Origin of the sequence: Sphingomonas sp. JUb134, from assembly GCF_004341505.2 — a bacterium.
Taxonomy (GTDB): Bacteria; Pseudomonadota; Alphaproteobacteria; order Sphingomonadales; family Sphingomonadaceae; genus Sphingomonas.
The window spans coordinates 1,290,595-1,305,960 of record NZ_SLYP02000001.1 but is presented as its reverse complement, the minus strand read 5'-3'; the positions used below and the strand labels follow the sequence as shown (position 1 = coordinate 1,305,960).

The 15,366-nt window shown below is 69.5% G+C and carries 15 protein-coding genes; 11 read left to right on the top strand and 4 right to left on the bottom strand.

All coding sequences use genetic code 11. From position 1 onward, the window contains the following. The first annotated feature begins 54 nt into the window (after positions 1–54). The 3 genes from ispH to rnhA are packed head-to-tail and all read left to right on the top strand — an operon-like array spanning position 55 to position 2,444. Positions 55–1,029 (top strand): 4-hydroxy-3-methylbut-2-enyl diphosphate reductase, encoded by a 975-nt coding sequence (ispH, locus tag EDF69_RS06110; RefSeq protein ID WP_132882535.1) that lies wholly within the window; start codon positions 55–57, stop codon positions 1,027–1,029. A gap of 3 nt (positions 1,030–1,032) precedes the next feature. Further along, positions 1,033–1,986, top strand: coding sequence for a homoserine kinase (thrB, locus tag EDF69_RS06105; protein ID WP_132882536.1), 954 nt, complete (start codon positions 1,033–1,035; stop codon positions 1,984–1,986). Then, positions 1,983–2,444 carry a ribonuclease HI gene (gene rnhA, locus EDF69_RS06100; RefSeq protein WP_132882537.1) on the top strand — a complete coding sequence of 154 codons (462 nt, stop codon included), beginning with the start codon at positions 1,983–1,985 and terminating at the stop codon, positions 2,442–2,444. Before thrB ends, rnhA begins: the two co-directional genes overlap by 4 nt. 4 nt (positions 2,445–2,448) lie before the next feature. Here rnhA and EDF69_RS06095 read toward each other — a convergent pair whose 3' ends face one another. Continuing rightward, entirely contained in the window at positions 2,449–3,543 is a 1,095-nt protein-coding gene (locus EDF69_RS06095; RefSeq protein ID WP_132882538.1) for an FAD-dependent oxidoreductase, read from the bottom strand. Then, positions 3,540–4,490: an alpha/beta fold hydrolase gene (locus EDF69_RS06090; RefSeq protein ID WP_132882539.1), complete on the bottom strand. Its 951-nt coding sequence runs from the start codon at positions 4,488–4,490 to the stop codon at positions 3,540–3,542. Before EDF69_RS06090 ends, EDF69_RS06095 begins: the two co-directional genes overlap by 4 nt. Positions 4,491–4,537: 47 nt before the next feature. Between EDF69_RS06090 and EDF69_RS06085 the strand changes: the two genes are divergently transcribed. The 8 genes from EDF69_RS06085 to EDF69_RS06050 are packed head-to-tail and all read left to right on the top strand — an operon-like array spanning position 4,538 to position 12,304. Then, positions 4,538–5,008 (top strand): A24 family peptidase, encoded by a 471-nt coding sequence (locus EDF69_RS06085; RefSeq protein WP_125958958.1) that lies wholly within the window; start codon positions 4,538–4,540, stop codon positions 5,006–5,008. Between the two features lie 50 nt (positions 5,009–5,058). Further along, positions 5,059–6,093 carry a Flp pilus assembly protein CpaB gene (gene cpaB, locus EDF69_RS06080; protein WP_132882540.1) on the top strand — a complete coding sequence of 345 codons (1,035 nt, stop codon included), beginning with the start codon at positions 5,059–5,061 and terminating at the stop codon, positions 6,091–6,093. Between the two features lies 1 nt (position 6,094). Then, positions 6,095–7,612: a type II and III secretion system protein family protein gene (locus tag EDF69_RS06075; protein ID WP_132882541.1), complete on the top strand. Its 1,518-nt coding sequence runs from the start codon at positions 6,095–6,097 to the stop codon at positions 7,610–7,612. Then, positions 7,609–8,334 (top strand): CpaD family pilus assembly lipoprotein, encoded by a 726-nt coding sequence (locus tag EDF69_RS06070; RefSeq protein ID WP_239555329.1) that lies wholly within the window; start codon positions 7,609–7,611, stop codon positions 8,332–8,334. The genes EDF69_RS06075 and EDF69_RS06070 overlap by 4 nt, the downstream gene beginning before the upstream one ends. Continuing rightward, positions 8,334–9,620, top strand: coding sequence for a nucleotide-binding protein (locus EDF69_RS06065; protein WP_125958962.1), 1,287 nt, complete (start codon positions 8,334–8,336; stop codon positions 9,618–9,620). The genes EDF69_RS06070 and EDF69_RS06065 overlap by 1 nt, the downstream gene beginning before the upstream one ends. 45 nt (positions 9,621–9,665) lie before the next feature. After that, the gene (locus EDF69_RS06060) at positions 9,666–10,643 is read left to right on the top strand and encodes a type II secretion system F family protein (RefSeq protein WP_132882542.1); all 978 of its coding nucleotides are present in this window, start codon (positions 9,666–9,668) and stop codon (positions 10,641–10,643) included. 4 nt (positions 10,644–10,647) lie between these two features. Beyond that, positions 10,648–11,646, top strand: a complete 999-nt coding sequence (locus EDF69_RS06055) for a type II secretion system F family protein (RefSeq protein WP_165889983.1) — start codon at positions 10,648–10,650, stop codon at positions 11,644–11,646. A 34-nt stretch (positions 11,647–11,680) separates the two neighbouring features. Beyond that, complete coding sequence (locus EDF69_RS06050; RefSeq protein ID WP_132882543.1) at positions 11,681–12,304, top strand: hypothetical protein; 624 nt, start codon at positions 11,681–11,683, stop codon at positions 12,302–12,304. 185 nt (positions 12,305–12,489) lie between these two features. Here the strand turns inward: EDF69_RS06050 and EDF69_RS06045 are convergent, their stop codons facing one another. Both EDF69_RS06045 and ppdK read right to left on the bottom strand, forming a co-directional pair. Continuing rightward, positions 12,490–12,696, bottom strand: a complete 207-nt coding sequence (locus EDF69_RS06045; RefSeq protein ID WP_132882544.1) for a hypothetical protein — start codon at positions 12,694–12,696, stop codon at positions 12,490–12,492. Next, a complete protein-coding gene (gene ppdK / locus EDF69_RS06040) occupies positions 12,693–15,359 on the bottom strand; it encodes a pyruvate, phosphate dikinase (RefSeq protein ID WP_132882545.1) in 2,667 nt (888 codons plus the stop codon). Before ppdK ends, EDF69_RS06045 begins: the two co-directional genes overlap by 4 nt. Between the last annotated feature and the right edge of the window lie 7 nt (positions 15,360–15,366).

Below are 15,366 nucleotides of genomic sequence, written 5' to 3'. Positions count from 1 at the left end.
AGCATAGGAAGCGCCTTTCAAGCGCGCAAGCAATCGCGTAGATGCGCGGGGGTGATGACCGATCCCGCCACGCCGCCCGCTGCCAAGCCCGTCCTCGAGCTGCTGATCGCGGCGCCCCGCGGTTTCTGCGCCGGGGTCGACCGCGCGATCCGCATCGTCGAGCTCGCGATCGAGAAGCACGGCGCGCCCGTCTACGTCCGGCACGAGATCGTCCACAACAAGTTCGTGGTCGACAGCCTGCGCGCCAAGGGCGCGGTGTTCGTCGAGGAACTGGACGAGGTTCCCGCCGGCGTGCCGGTGGTGTTCTCCGCCCATGGCGTGCCCAAGTCGGTACCGGCCGAGGCGGAAGATCGTGGCCTCGAATATCTCGATGCCACCTGCCCGCTGGTCTCCAAGGTGCACCGCCAGGCCGAGCGGCTGGTGACCACCGGTCACCACATCCTGTTCGTGGGCCACGCCGGCCACCCGGAAGTGATCGGCACCTTCGGCCAGGTGCCGCAGGGCCAGATGACGCTGATCGAGACGGTGGCCGATGCCGAGGCGGTGATGCCGGCCAACCCGAACCATCTCGCCTTCCTGACCCAGACCACGCTGTCGGTCGACGACACCGCCGACATCATGGCGACGCTGCAGCGCCGCTTCCCGGCGATCGTCGCGCCCAAGGCGGACGACATCTGCTACGCGACCTCCAACCGGCAGGCCGCCGTCAAGGCGATCGCGTCGTCCGTCGACCTGGTGCTGGTGATCGGGGCCCCCAACTCCTCCAACTCGCTGCGGCTGGTGGAAGTCGCCGAGCGTGAGGGCACGCCCGCCCATCTGATCCAGCGCGGCAGCGAGATCGACTTCGCCTGGCTGGAGGGTGTCGGCTCGCTTGGCCTCACCGCCGGTGCGTCCGCTCCGGAGATGCTGGTGCGCGAAGTGGTCGACCGCCTCGCCGAACGCTTCGAGATCCATGAGCGCGAGGTCGAAATGACCCGCGAGACCCTCACCTTCAAGCTGCCGCGCGGCCTCGAAGCCGCCGCCGCCTGACCGGTGGCCGTCTATACGCAGGTTTCGGCGGAGGCGCTCGGCGCCTTCCTCGCCCGCTATGACGTGGGCGCGCTGGTCTCGGCCAAGGGGATCGCCGAAGGGGTCGAGAACTCCAACTATCTGGTCGACACCACCCGCGGCCGCTTCATCCTGACGCTCTACGAGAAGCGCGTGGATGCGGGCGACCTGCCCTTCTTCTTCGCGATGATCGATCGACTCGCCGACGCCGGCAATCCGGTGCCGCGCGCGCTGCCCGACCGCACCGGCACGGTGATCCAGACGCTGGAGGGCCGCCCCGCCTGCCTAATCGAGTTCCTGTCCGGCGTATCGCTCAGCCAGCCAACGCCGGCACAGGCCCGCGCCGGGGGTGCTGCGATGGCGCGCATGCATGCGGCGCTCACCGACTTTGCCCCGACCCGCCCCAACTCCATGGGGGTGGAGACCTGGCCGCAGCTGTTCGAGCAATGCGCGTCCGGGCTCGACAGCATCCAGCCGGGCCTGCGGGATCGGGTGGGAAGCGCGCTCGACAGGGTGCTCGCCGCCTGGCCGCACCAGCTGCCGGTCGGCGCCATCCACGCCGACCTGTTCCCCGACAATGTGCTGATGCTGGGCGACGAAGTCACCGGCCTCATCGACTTCTACTTCGCCTGCACCGACGTGCGCGCCTACGACCTGGCGGTGATGCACTCTGCGTGGAGCTTCGACGGCACCGGTACGCCGCTCGACCCCGCGGTCGGGCGCGCCTTGCTGGAAGGCTATGAATCCGGCTTCGGCCTCTCGCCCGACGAACGTGCGGCGCTGCCCGTGCTGGCGGAGGGGGCGTGCATCCGCTTCCTGCTGACGCGCGCCTGGGACTGGATCAACACCCCCGCCGATGCGCTGGTGACGCGCAAGGACCCGCTCGCCTATCTGCGGCGGCTCGATTGGTACGAGAACAACAGGAACGCGTTTGCATGACCGAACTGACCCCCGTCGAAATCTTCACCGACGGCGCGTGCAAGGGCAATCCGGGCCGCGGCGGCTGGGGCGTGGTGATCCGCTCGGGCGAGCACGAGCGCGAGATGTCGGGCGGAGAGGCGCATACCACCAACAACCGCATGGAACTGATGGCCGCGATCGAGGGGCTGAACGCCCTCAAGCGGCCGTGCCAGGTGACGCTGTCGACCGACAGCCGCTACGTGATGGACGGGCTCACCAAGTGGATTCACGGCTGGCAGAAGAACGGCTGGAAGACCGCCGATCGCAAGCCGGTGAAGAACGCCGAACTCTGGCAAGCCCTGCTCGCCGCCGCCAAGCCGCACCAGATCAAGTGGGTCTGGGTGAAGGGCCACGCCGGCCATCCGGAGAACGAGCGCGCCGACAAGCTCGCGAGCGACGCCGCGATGGCGGTGGGCAGCCGGAGCGCCGCCGCCTGAGGCGTCAGCCGAACCGTTCCGGACGGTAGAGAGCGGCGTCCACGTCCGCCGGCACGGTCCCCCGCCCCATCAGCGCCGCGCACAGGGAGGCGCCCGCGGGCGCGGTCTGGATGCCGAAGCCCCCCTGCCCGGCGCACCAGAACAGCCCCTCCACCCGCGGGTCCCAGCCATAGACCGGCAGCCGGTCGGGCGCGAAGCTGCGCAAGCCCGCCCAGCGCCGCTCGACCGCCTCGACCCGCCAGTCGACGACGCGCTGCATGCGATCGATCGCCAGCGCCACGTCGATCTCCTCCGCGGCGACGTCGCCCGGCTCGGCCGGCGTCTCGTCATGCGGCGTCAGCCACACCCGCCCGCCGGGCTCGGGCTTGAAGTAGAAACCACCCGCCGCGTCCATCACCACCGGCAGGGACGGCGGCGCGGGCGGATCGACGCGCAGCTGCACCATGGTGCGGCGATAGGGCTGGATGCCGACCGGCCGCGCACCCGCGAGCGCCGCCACCCGGTCCGCCCAGGCGCCGGCCGCGTTGACGAGCACGTCGGCCTCCACCACCCCGCCATCGCCCAGCCGAAGCCGCCAGCTTCCGGCCACCCGCCGTGCCTCCACCAGCATCGCGTCGCAGCGCAGGATGGCGCCAAGCCGGCGCGCGCGGGCCAGAAACGCCCCGTGCAATCGCGCTACGTCGATGTCCGCGCAGCTCGGCATCCACAGGCCCTGCCATTCGCCTCTCAGGCCCGGCACCCGCCCCGCCGCGTTCTCGCGCATCATCGCGATTCCCGATCCGGCGAACCGCGCCTCGAACGCGTCCAGTGCCGCCGGATCCGCGGCCGGCGCGATCATCAATTCGCCCCGCTCGGCCAGGAACGGCTCGCCGCCGAACTCCGGCGGGGGCTGGTGGAGGAACGGCCCCGACGCGCTGGTGAGCGGCTGCACCCCCGGCCCCCCATAGGTCTCCGACCAGAAGGCCGCCGAGCGGCCCGTGGCGTGGAAGCCCGGGTGCGCCTCCGCCTCCAGCAGCACCACCGAGTCGCTGCCGGCGACCCTCGCGGCAAGGCTCGCGCCGGCCATGCCTGCGCCGACGATGGCGATCCGGCGGGTCACGCCGGTACCAGCACTTCGGCCAGGAAGCGGTCGATCTCACCGATCGCGCGATCGCGGATCGCATCCGTCTCGCGCAGCAGCTCGTGGCGGGCCTCCGGTCCGAACCGGACCAGGGTTCCCCGCTTGAGCCGCGCCGCCACCGCCAGCGCCGCCTTGGGATCGACGAGCGCATCCCCCTCCGCCACCAGCAGCTGGACCGGTACGTCCAGCGTGGCGAGCGCAGGGCTCGCGTTCAACGTGCGGGTGGACCGGAACGCCTCCAGCACCCACGCCCAGCTCGGCGGGCCCGTGCGATGGGCCGGGTTCGCCTCCATCCACCAGAGCTCGTCCTCATAGCGCGCCCGGTCGGAGGTGAGCAGCGTCTGGCGCGCGGCGCGGGTGAAGGGTCGCTCGTTGGCGCGCCACGCCCGGCGGCTGCTGCGGCCGAGCCCGGCCAGCAGCCGCGCCGCGCGCTCGCCGAAACGCGGGCCGAACGGCGCCTTCAATCCCAGCATCGGCGCGACCAGCACTGCGGCATCCGCCGTCACCCGGCCCTCTGCCAGCGCGCGCAGCACCAGGTGCCCGCCCATCGAATGGCCGACCATCACGTGCGGTCCTGCCCGCTCTTCCCGCCAGGCGGCGGCAAAGGCCGCGAGGTCGTCGACATAGGTGTCGAACGAATCGATGTGGCCGCAATGGAGGTCGTCCGTCAGCCGGCCCGACCCTGCCTGCCCGCGCCAGTCGAAGCTCGTGATCGACCAGCCGCACGCACGCCAGTGGGCGAAGCTCTCCAGATATTTCTCGAATATGTCGCCGCGCCCGACCTGGAACAGCATGGCGCCGCGCTGGCGGGCACCCTCTGCCGCTGGCCAGTCGAACCGGCGATGCACCCACCCGTCGGGTGCATGCCATCGGGTAATCCGCGCCGCGGCGGGAATCGCGCGGCGATACAGGGCGTGGGCAGCCATGCCCCCGGTTACGGTTTCGTAAGCGGCTGCGTCTAGGCCCTTGGACGATGCCGCTGTCCCTTGCCTCGTTTCTGCTGCTCGCGCTGGTGGTCCTTCTGCTGTCCGCAGGCATCGAGGACGTCCGCACGCGGGAGATCGCGAACTGGAAGAACGCGCTGATCGCGCTGCTCGCCCCCGGCTGGTGGATGGCGAGCGGGCTCAGCCTGTGGCCGGGCGTCGCGATCCAGCTGGCGGTGGCGGTGGCGGTCTTCGGCCTGTTCGTCGGGGCTTTCTGGCTCGGGCAGATGGGGGGCGGCGACGTGAAGCTGATCGGCGCGCTGGCGCTGTGGCTGCCGCCGCAGCCGCTGCTGTGGATGCTGGTGCTGATGTCGCTGCTGGGCGGCGCCCTTACTCTGCTGATGGTCGCCGACAAGCTGTTGAGAAAAAAGAAACAACTTCCTGAGATACCCTATGGGGTTGCGATCGCGCTGGCGGCGCTCCTCGTGATCCGCGAACCCATTCTTAACCAGTTCCGGTGACTGCCTAATGCCGCAACATCGCTGCCCAGGGACGGAAAGGTCTCGACGTCATGGATTCTCGTAAAGTCCTGCTGCTGGTAGGCGCATTGTTCGTGGCGGCCATCACGGCCTTCATGGCGCGCAGCCTGATGCAGGGCGCATCGACCCCTACCGCCACCGCAGCCGGCGAACCGACGGTGGTCGGAGGCCCCAAGGTGCTGGTCGCCAAGCGCGCGCTCCCGGTGGGCACGATCATCGATGCCGGCGCGCTCGCCTTTCAGCCGTGGCCGCAGGACCTCGTCACCGATGCCTATTACACCGAAGGGTCGCCCGACGCGACGAAGCTAGTCGGAACCGTGGTCCGCTATCCGATTCCCGCCGGCCAGCCGATCACGCAGGGCGCGCTGGTGAAGCCGGGCGACCGCGGCTTCCTGGCGGCGGCGCTTGGCCCGGGCATGCGAGCGGTGACGGTGCCGGTCTCCGCGCAGGGAGCGGTCGGAGGCTTCGTCTTCCCGGGCGACCGCGTCGACCTGATCCTGACCCAGAACATCGAGGGTGGCGGCGACGGCCCGCCGTTGAAGGCGTCGGAGACGATGCTGCGCAACCTGCGCGTGCTCGCCACCGACCAACGGACCGACAAGCAGGTCGATGAAAAGGGGAACACGGTCGTCAACACCTTCTCGACCGTGACGCTTGAGGCGACCCCGCGCATCGCTGAAAAGATCTCCGTGGCTCAGGCCGTGGGCCAGATCTCCCTTTCGCTCCGCTCGCTGGCCGACAGCGGCACCGAACTCGAGGAAGCGATCGCAAGCGGCGAAGACGCCGGTCTTCCCGACAGCGACGATCCCAACGCGGAACGGGCCGCCCTCGCGCGCCTCGCCGCGCGTCCGGTCGAGGGTGGCAGCACCGTGTCGACCGGCGCGGACGTCTCGCGCTTCCAGCGCAGCTCGGTGCCAGGCAAGCCCCAGAACACGGACCGGGCGCCACCGGCGGTCTTCCCGACCATGCCGGGTGCCGCCGGCAGCGCCATGGCCGTCACCGGGCCGAGCGTCCGCATCGCGCGCGGCAGCGCGGTTTCCGTTGTCCCGGTCGGGGGGAGGAACTGACATGCGTATCCAGGCAAGGCTGCTGGGCACGCCGCTCGCACTGATCGCCGTCCTGGCGACCGGAATGGGCGCGCCCGCCCCGGTCGCCGCACAGACGGCCGCACCCTCGCCGCCGGTGGTTCAGATGAACTCCGGCCGGGGCCAGCTCATCAACCTGCCTGCGGGCATGACGGACGTGTTCGTCGCTGACGATCGCATCGCCGACGTGCAGGTCCGCTCGGCCCGGCAGCTCTATGTGTTCGGCAAGTCCCCGGGCGAGACCACCGTCCACGCCGTCTCCCGCAGCGGGGCGACCGTCTATGCGGCGACCGTCCGCGTCGGGAACAACATCACGACCCTCGGCGAGATGCTCGCGCTCGCCATGCCCGAGGCGCAGATCGTCGCCACGCCCATGAACAACATGGTGCTGCTGACCGGCACCGTCCGCTCTCCCGAGGACGTGGCAGAGGCGCAGTCCCTGGCGCAGGCATTCGTGGGCGAGAACACGCGCGTGCTCAGCCGGTTGAAGACGGCCACGCCGTTGCAGGTGAACTTGCAGGTCCGCATTGCCGAGGTCAGCCGCAGCTACGTCAAGAACATCGGCGTCAACCTGACCTCGCGCGACAGCACGGGCGGGTTCCTGTTCAACATCGGCCAGGGTCGCCAGGGCACCATCGAGACCCTGCCCTCCGGAGGGACCGGCTTCACCGCTCCCGGCGTTCCCGAGATCGGGACCACGATCGGCGCTGCCGGTCGGCTGCTGGGGCTCGATCTGCTCGCCTCGCTCGACCTGGGGGAACGCAACGGCCAGGTGACGACGCTCGCCAACCCGAACCTGACCGCGGTCTCGGGCGAGACGGGCACGTTCCTGGCAGGCGGCGAGATCCCCATCCCGATCAGCCAGGGTGGGCTCGGGAGCATCTCGGTCGAGTACAAGCAATATGGCGTCAGCCTCGCCTATACGCCGACGGTCCTCACGGACGGCCGCATCTCCCTGCGCGTCCGCCCGGAGGTGTCGCAGATCACCAGCACCGGTTCGGTGGAGCTCAACGACATCACGATCCCCGCGCTCACCACGCGCCGTGCGGAGACGACCGTGGAACTCGGCTCCGGCCAGAGCTTCATGATCGCCGGACTGCTGTCGAACACCCACGACAATTCGGTGAACCAGGCGCCGTTCCTCGCCAACCTGCCGATCATCGGGTCGCTGTTCCGATCCAACGCGTTCCAGCGCAACGAGACGGAGCTGGTGATCGTGATCACGCCCTATCTGGTGAAGCCGATCGACGCGAACCGCATCGTGCTACCCACCGATGCCTATCGCGCGCCCGACGACGCCGATCGCGTGCTGCTCGGCAACGCCACCAGCCCGACCTCCGGCGGGCCGCGGCCGGTGCCCACCATGGCGCCCCCGCCCGTGGTCGGCGCGCCGGTTGTCGGCGCGCCGCTACCCGCCGGTCCCGACCTGCCGGTGCTCGCCGAGGAGCGCTCGGGCAAGCGCAAGAAGCGGCCCGCCGCGCCGGGCTTCAGCAACCAATGACGCCGCCGATGGAGAAGAACATGTACTCGCGTCTTGCGGCCCTGGCGCTCTGCGCCCCCGCCCTCCTCCTCGCCGCCTGCGATCCCAACGCCCACCGCGGCCTGGAATCCGTCAACCAGCCGGTCGTCACGCGCAGCGACTATGCGGTCGAACTGGCGACCACTCCTTATGGCCTGAGCGAGGGAGAGGCTGGGCGGCTGGCCGGCTGGATGGCCGCGCTGAAGCCCGGCTATGGCGATCGGATCGCCGTCGAGGATCCCGCCGGCGCCACCGGTGCCCGCGCGCAGGTGGCGGCCGAGGCCGCACGCTACGGCCTGCTGCTTGCCGACACCGCTCCGCCGGCGCCGGGCGGGGTTCCGGCAGGCACGGTGCGCGTCGTCCTGACCCGCGCGTCCGCCAGCGTGCCGACCTGCCCGCGGGCCGATCCCGCAACCGGCTTCACCCTCGATTCGCACACCAGTCCCAATCACGGGTGCGCCGTGAACTCCAATCTCGCTGCCATGGTCGCGCAGCCCGAGGATCTGATCCACGGCCAATCGGGGACCGGCATCACGGATCCGGTCAACGCCACGCGTGCGATCCAGGCCTATCGCGGTGCCGCCCCCAGCGGCGCAGGCGGCTCGAGCAACCAGGGCACCGGCGGCGGCAGCACGACCGGCGGCGCTGGCGGAGGTCTTGGCGGCAGCATTGGCGCCGGCACCACCGGATCGGCGGGCAACTGATGGCCAGCCGCCCCGCCAATCGCGATCCCTTTGCCGGCTTCGTCACCGACGAAGCCTCTGCCGACACGCTGCGCCCGATCGTCCACGCCTTCGGCTGGTCCGCCGACAGGGTGCAGCGCGGCAATCTGCGCAGTGCCGTGCAGGCGCTCTCCGTCGCCTCCAGCCCGACCGTGCTGTTCGTCGACCTTTCAGAATCCAGTGATCCGATCAACGACATCAACGCGCTGGCGGAGGTGTGCGAGCCGGGTACGGCGGTGATCGCGACCGGCCAGGTCAACGACGTCCGGCTCTACCGCGACCTGATCGCCAGCGGCATCCAGGACTATCTGCTGAAGCCGCTCAATCCGGACGCGGTGCGCGACGCCTTTACCCAGGCGCAGGCGACGCTGGCCGCCCCCAAGGCGAGCGAGGCGGCCGCAGCCGCGGTGCAGCGACCGCATTGTGCCGTTGCGGTGATCGGCACGCGCGGCGGGGCCGGCGCCTCGACGATCGCGACCTCGATCGCCTGGCTGGTGAGCGAGCGTGCCGGGCGCAGCACCGCCCTTCTCGACCTCGACGTGCACTTCGGCACCGATGCGCTCGCGCTCGATCTGGAGCCCGGGCGCGGCCTCACCGATGCGATCGACAATCCCAGCCGCATCGACGGGCTGTTCATCGAGCGCGCGATGGTGCGCGCCTCGGACCGGCTGGCCGTCCTCTCTGCCGAAGCACCGATCAGCAGCCCGGTGCTGACCGACGGCAGCGTCTTCCGCCGCCTGCGTGAGGAGATGCGCAGCGCCTATGAATGCACGGTGGTCGATCTGCCGCGCTCGATTCTGGTCAACCATCCGCAACTGGCGCAGGAGATGCCGGTGGTCGTGGTGGTGACCGAATATACGCTCGCCGCCGCGCGCGACGCGATCCGCATCCTCTCCTGGCTCAAGAGCAACGCGCCGGAGGCAACGGTCTTCGTGGTCGCGAACCGGGTGCACCCGGCGCAGCAGCTGGAGATCAGCCGCAAGGACTTCGAGAATTCGATCGAGCGGCCGGTCGATTATCAGCTGCCGTTCGACCAGAAGCTCGCAGCCCAGGCCGCGAAGCTCGGCAAGCCGATGGCAGACGTGGGCAAGGGGTCCAAGACGATCGCGCCGCTGGTCGACTTGGCAGCGCAGGTCGTGGCGGTCGCGGACGCACTCGGCGAGGGCGGCGCGGGTCGCCCGGCCGCACCGGGCGCGGGGGCACCGTCGCTGCTCGGCCGCCTTGGGCAGTTCCGTTCACGCTTCGCTGCAAAGCCGGCGAAGCGATAGGCGCGGCCGGATGCGGGGCACGAGGCAGATCAGGGGACGGCGGGCATGAACCCGATGCCGTTCCTGCTGATGATCCTGGGATCGGCGCTGGTCCTGCTGCTGCTGGCGTTCGCCTTCATGGGCCCGTCCGCGGAAAAGGCCCGCGCGCGCCGGCTCGCCGCGGTACGCGAGCGGCATCAGGCCGCGGCGGCCGGCACGAGCATGGAAGCGCAGATCCGCCGGATCACCACCGCGCGCGCCACGCGCATGGACGTGGCCGCAGGGCGCCTGCTGCCCAACCCCGCCCAGCTCCAGAAGCGGCTGTCGATGACGGGCAAGAGCTGGACCGTCGGCCAGTACGGCATGGCGACGCTCGGCATCGCCATCGCGGCGACGATCCTGCTGTGGAGCCGGGGCATGCCGTTGCTGCTCAGCCTGTTCGTGGGCCTGTTCCTGGGGGCAGGCATTCCACACAAGGTGGTCGGCATGGCGATCAATCGCCGGATCAACAAGTTCACCGCCAAGTTCCCGGACGCGATCGAGCTGCTGGTCCGCGGTCTGCGCTCGGGCCTGCCGATCACCGAGACGATGGGCGTCGTCGGCCAGGAAGTGCCCGGCCCGGTCGGCGAGGAGTTCCGCGCCGTATCGGACCGCATGCGCATCGGCCGCACCTTGGACGCCGCGCTTCAGGAAACGGCCGATCGCATCGGCACCCCGGAGTTCCAGTTCTTCCTGATCACCATCGCCATCCAGCGCGAGACCGGCGGCAACCTGTCGGAAACGCTGAGCAACCTTGCCGACGTGCTGCGCAAGCGATCGCAGATGAAGCTCAAGATCAAGGCGATGTCGTCCGAATCCAAGGCATCCGCCTATATCGTCGGCTCGCTGCCCTTCGTGGTGTTCGGGCTCATCTGGTTCGTCAACAGCGACTATCTCGCCAAGTTCTTCGTGGATCAGCGGCTGATGGTCATCGGGATCGGCGGCTTCATCTGGATGGCGATCGGCGGCTTCATCATGGCCAAGATGGTCAGTTTCGAGATCTGACGCGATGCTGAGCAACCCCGAGGGCCCGACCATCATGGGCGTGGACGTGTTGATGGTGGCGACGCTGCTCGCCGGCGTCGCCGCGTTCGCCGTGCTGATCGCGATCTATGCCGCCTTGTCCGTACGCGACCCCATGTCCAAGCGCGTCAAGGCGCTCCACGAGCGGCGCGAACAGCTCAAGGCCGGCATCGTCGCGCCGGTGTCCCGACGCCGGGCACAACTCGTCAAGAAGAACGAGACCACCGACTGGATGCGCGCCACCCTGTCGTCCCTGAAGGTGCTGCAGGACGAACAGCTCAAGGCCGCCCAGACCAAGCTGCTCCAGGCCGGCATCCGTTCGCGCGAATGGGCGGTGGCGGTGATCTTCGGTCGTCTGGTCCTGCCGATCCTCATTGGCGGCCCCGTGGCGTTCGTCGTGTATGGCACCGACACCTTCGCCACCTGGGGGCCGCTCAAGTCCTATCTGGTCGTCGCGGTTGCGCTGGTCGCGAGCTACAAGGCGCCCGACATCTACCTCAAGAACCGCATCACCAAGCGGTCGGACGCCATCCGCAAGGGCCTTCCCGACGCGCTCGACCTGCTGGTGATCTGCGCCGAGGCGGGCCTGACCGTCGATGCCGCCTTTGGCCGGGTCGCGCGTGAGCTCGGACGCGCCTATCCCGAACTCGGCGAGGAATTCTCCCTCACCGCGATCGAGCTCGGCTTCCTGACCGAGCGGCGCCAGGCGTTCGAGAACCTGACCCAGCGCATCGACCTGGATGCGATCCGCAGCGTCGCCACCACCATGATCCAGACGGAGAAATACGGCACCCCCCTCGCCTCGGCCCTGCGCGTCTTGTCGGCAGAGTTCCGCAACGAGCGCATGATGCGTGCCGAGGAAAAGGCCGCGCGGCTGCCGGCGATCATGACGGTGCCGCTGATCCTGTTCATCCTGCCGACGCTGTTCGTGGTGATCCTGGGTCCCGCCGCCTGCTCGATCTCCGACGCGCTGAGCCCGCAGTAGGCATTCCCAAGGAACGCAGGGCTCGCCCGCGTCGTTGACGCTCCGAATCGATCCGGAGGCCGCCATGCTGTTCCACACGCCGACTCAATATCTCGTCCTCGTGCTCTGCCTGGTCGCAGGCTGGCTGTTCGGCCTCGCCTCCAGTTCGGGAGGCCGCAAGTGGCGCGAGCGGCACCATGCCGAGGAGATCGAGCACCGCCGCTACCGGGATGAGACGGTGGCCGAGCTGAAGGCGCGCGACACCCGCATCCGCGAGCTGGAGGCCGAGCGTGATCGTGCGCTGCGTGCCGCACCCGTGGGCACCACCGGCACCGTTGCCGGCACCGCGGTTCCGGTCGCGGCCACCACTGCAGCCGCTGCGGCGACGTCGCACACGCATGACTCGCATCGCCACCACGAGGGTCTGGGCGGCTGGTTTGGCTGGGGCCGCGACAATCTGTCGCGCATCCGCGGCATCGACGAAGTCCGTGAACGCGAGCTCAACGATCGCGGCATCAAGACCTTCAAGGGCATCGAGACGATGACCGCCGAGGACGAGCAGACCCTCGAAGTCCAGCTCCGCCTCGCCCCCGGCACCATCGCCCGCGAAGGCTGGCGCGAGCAGGCCGCGATGATCCGCGAAGGCCGCGACGACGAGCACGTCCGCCGCTGGGGGTAAGAACGTCCTCCCGACAATCCCTTGGCAGCGGTTGGGGTGACAATCTCGCCCTTACACACAACCGTACCCCGGCGAAGGCCGGGGCCCAGTTGGGAAAGCAGGCGTTGGCAATCCAACCCGATCCCATCGAAGCTGGGCCCCCGCCTACGCCGGGGTACCGTTGAAGAAGGCGACCGGGTGCCGTCCTAGATCGTCACCCACTCCGTGCCACCGGGCCAGAGCCGGTCCTCGATCCGATCACCCGCCATGGTGAGTGCCGCCAGGATCCCGAGCACCACCAGCAGGTCGAACAGCAGGATCGCCGCCCAGACGACATAGGGGTGGAAGGGCCCGATCCGGTCGAACCCCTCCCGCGTCAGCTTCTGCCCCTCGCCCGGGCGGCGCATGCTCATGCCTGGGCGTTCAGCGCGGCTTGTGCCGCCGCCAGCCGCGCGATCGGCACGCGGTACGGCGACGCCGAGACATAGTCGAGACCAGCCTTCTCGCAGAAAGCGATGGAGGCCGGATCGCCGCCATGCTCGCCGCAGATGCCGAGCTTGATGTTCGGCCGCGTCTTGCGCCCGCGCTCCGCCGCGATCTCGATCAACTCGCCCACGCCGTCGACGTCCAGGCTCACGAACGGATCGCGCGCATAGATGCCCTTGTCGACATAGACGCCCAGGAAGCGCGCGGCATCGTCGCGACTGACGCCCAGCGTCGTCTGCGTCAGGTCGTTGGTACCGAAGGAGAAGAACTCGCCCACCTCGGCGATCTCGCCCGCCTTGAGCGCCGCGCGCGGCAGCTCGATCATGGTACCGACCAGATACTCGATCGTGCGGCCCTTCTCGGCAAACACGGCCTCAGCCGCCTTGTCGACGACCGCCTTCATCAGCTCCAGTTCCTTGCGCGTGCCGACCAGGGGGATCATCACCTCCGGGATCGGCGCCTCGCCCGATTTCTCCGCGACCTCGCACGCCGCCTCGAAGATGGCGCGCGCCTGCATCTCGTAGATTTCAGGGTAGGTCACGCCCAGCCGGCAGCCGCGATGGCCGAGCATCGGGTTGAACTCGTGGAGTTCTGCAGCCCGGCGCTTGAGCTGCTCGACGCCCACGCCGGCGGCCGATGCGACCTCGGCGAACTCCGCCTCCTGGTGCGGCAGGAACTCGTGCAGCGGCGGATCGAGCAGGCGGATCGTGCAGGGCAGCCCCGCCATCACCTCGAAGATCTCGATGAAGTCGCGGCGCTGCTCCGGCAGCAGCTTGTCAAGTGCCGCGCGGCGACCCTTCTCGTCCTCCGCCAGGATCATCTGGCGCACGGCCGTAATGCGGCTGCCCTCGAAGAACATGTGCTCGGTGCGGCAAAGGCCGATGCCCTCGGCACCGAAGTCGCGTGCCGTCCGGCAGTCGAGCGGCGTCTCGGCATTGGCGCGCACCTTCAGGCGGCGGACGCCGTCGGCCCATTCCATCAGCGTGCCGAAGTCACCGGCAAGCTCTGGCTGCACGGTCGGCACCGAACCCGCCATCACCTCGCCGGTCGAGCCGTCGATGGTGAGCGTGTCGCCCTCGCGGATCTCCCGCGTGCCGACGCGCATCACGCGCGCACGGCTGTCGATCGCGAGCGAGCCTGCACCCGACACGCACGGCCGCCCCATGCCGCGGGCGACCACCGCCGCGTGGCTGGTCATGCCGCCGCGCGCCGTCAGGATGCCCTTGGCCGCGTGCATGCCGTGAATGTCCTCGGGGCTGGTCTCGACGCGCACCAGGATCACCGGCTCGCCGGTGGCGGAACGGCGTTCGGCGGTCTCGCTGTCGAACACGGCCACGCCCGAAGCGGCACCCGGCGAGGCCGGCAGCCCCTTGGTCAGCACGTCGCGCGGCGCATCCGGATCGAGCGTCGGGTGGAGCAGCTGGTCGAGTGCCGCCGGATCGACGCGCGCGACGGCTTCCTCGCGCGTGATCAGCCCCTCTTCGGCCATGTCGATGCCGATCTTGAGGGCGGCCTTGGCGGTGCGCTTGCCCGAGCGGGTCTGGAGCATCCAGAGCTTGCCCTGCTGCACCGTGAACTCGATGTCCTGCATGTCGCGGTAATGCCGCTCCAGCCGGTCGAACACCGCCGCCAGCTCGCCATAGGCGTCCGGCATCGCCTCTTCCATCGACAGCGGCTTGGCGCCCGCGCCTTCGCGCGCTGCCTTGGTAAGGTACTGCGGCGTGCGGATGCCTGCGACCACGTCCTCGCCCTGCGCGTTGATCAGGAACTCGCCATAATAGGCGTTCTCGCCGGTCGCCGGGTTGCGCGTGAAGGCGACTCCGGTGGCCGAGGTGTCGCCCATGTTGCCGAACACCATCGCCTGCACGTTGACGGCGGTGCCCCAGTCACCCGGGATGTTGTTCAGCCGGCGATAGACCTTGGCGCGCTCCGCCTGCCACGATCCGAACACCGCGCCGATCGCGCCCCACAGCTGATCGTGCACGTCCTGCGGGAACGGCTTGCCCCACAGTTCCTCGACCAGCGCCTTGTATTCGGCGACCAGCTTCTGCCAGTCCTCGGCGGTCAGTTCGGTGTCGAGGTTGTAGCCGTTGTCCTCCTTGGCGATCTCCAGCGCTTCCTCGAAGCGGCCGTGATCGAGCTCTAGGACGACGTCGGAATACATCTGGATGAAGCGGCGATAGCTGTCCCAGGCGAAGCGCGCGTCGCCCGACGCGGTCGCCAGCCCCTCGACCGTCTGATCGTTGAGGCCCAGGTTCAGCACCGTGTCCATCATGCCCGGCATCGACACGCGCGCGCCGGAACGGACCGACACCAGCAGCGGATCGGCCGCGTCGCCGAACGTCTTGCCGGTCACGCCCTCGATGTGCGCGATCCCCTGGGCAACCTCGTCGCGCAGGGAATCGGGGAAGCTCTGCCCCTCCTCATAATAGCGCGTGCACATCTGGGTGGAGATGGTGAACCCCGGCGGCACCGGCAGGCCGATCGACGCCATTTCCGCGAGGTTGGCGCCCTTGCCGCCGAGCAGCGTCTTGTCGCCGGAGCCCCCGTCCGAAACTCCGCCGCCAAAACGGTACACATACTGCGTCATCGTGGTT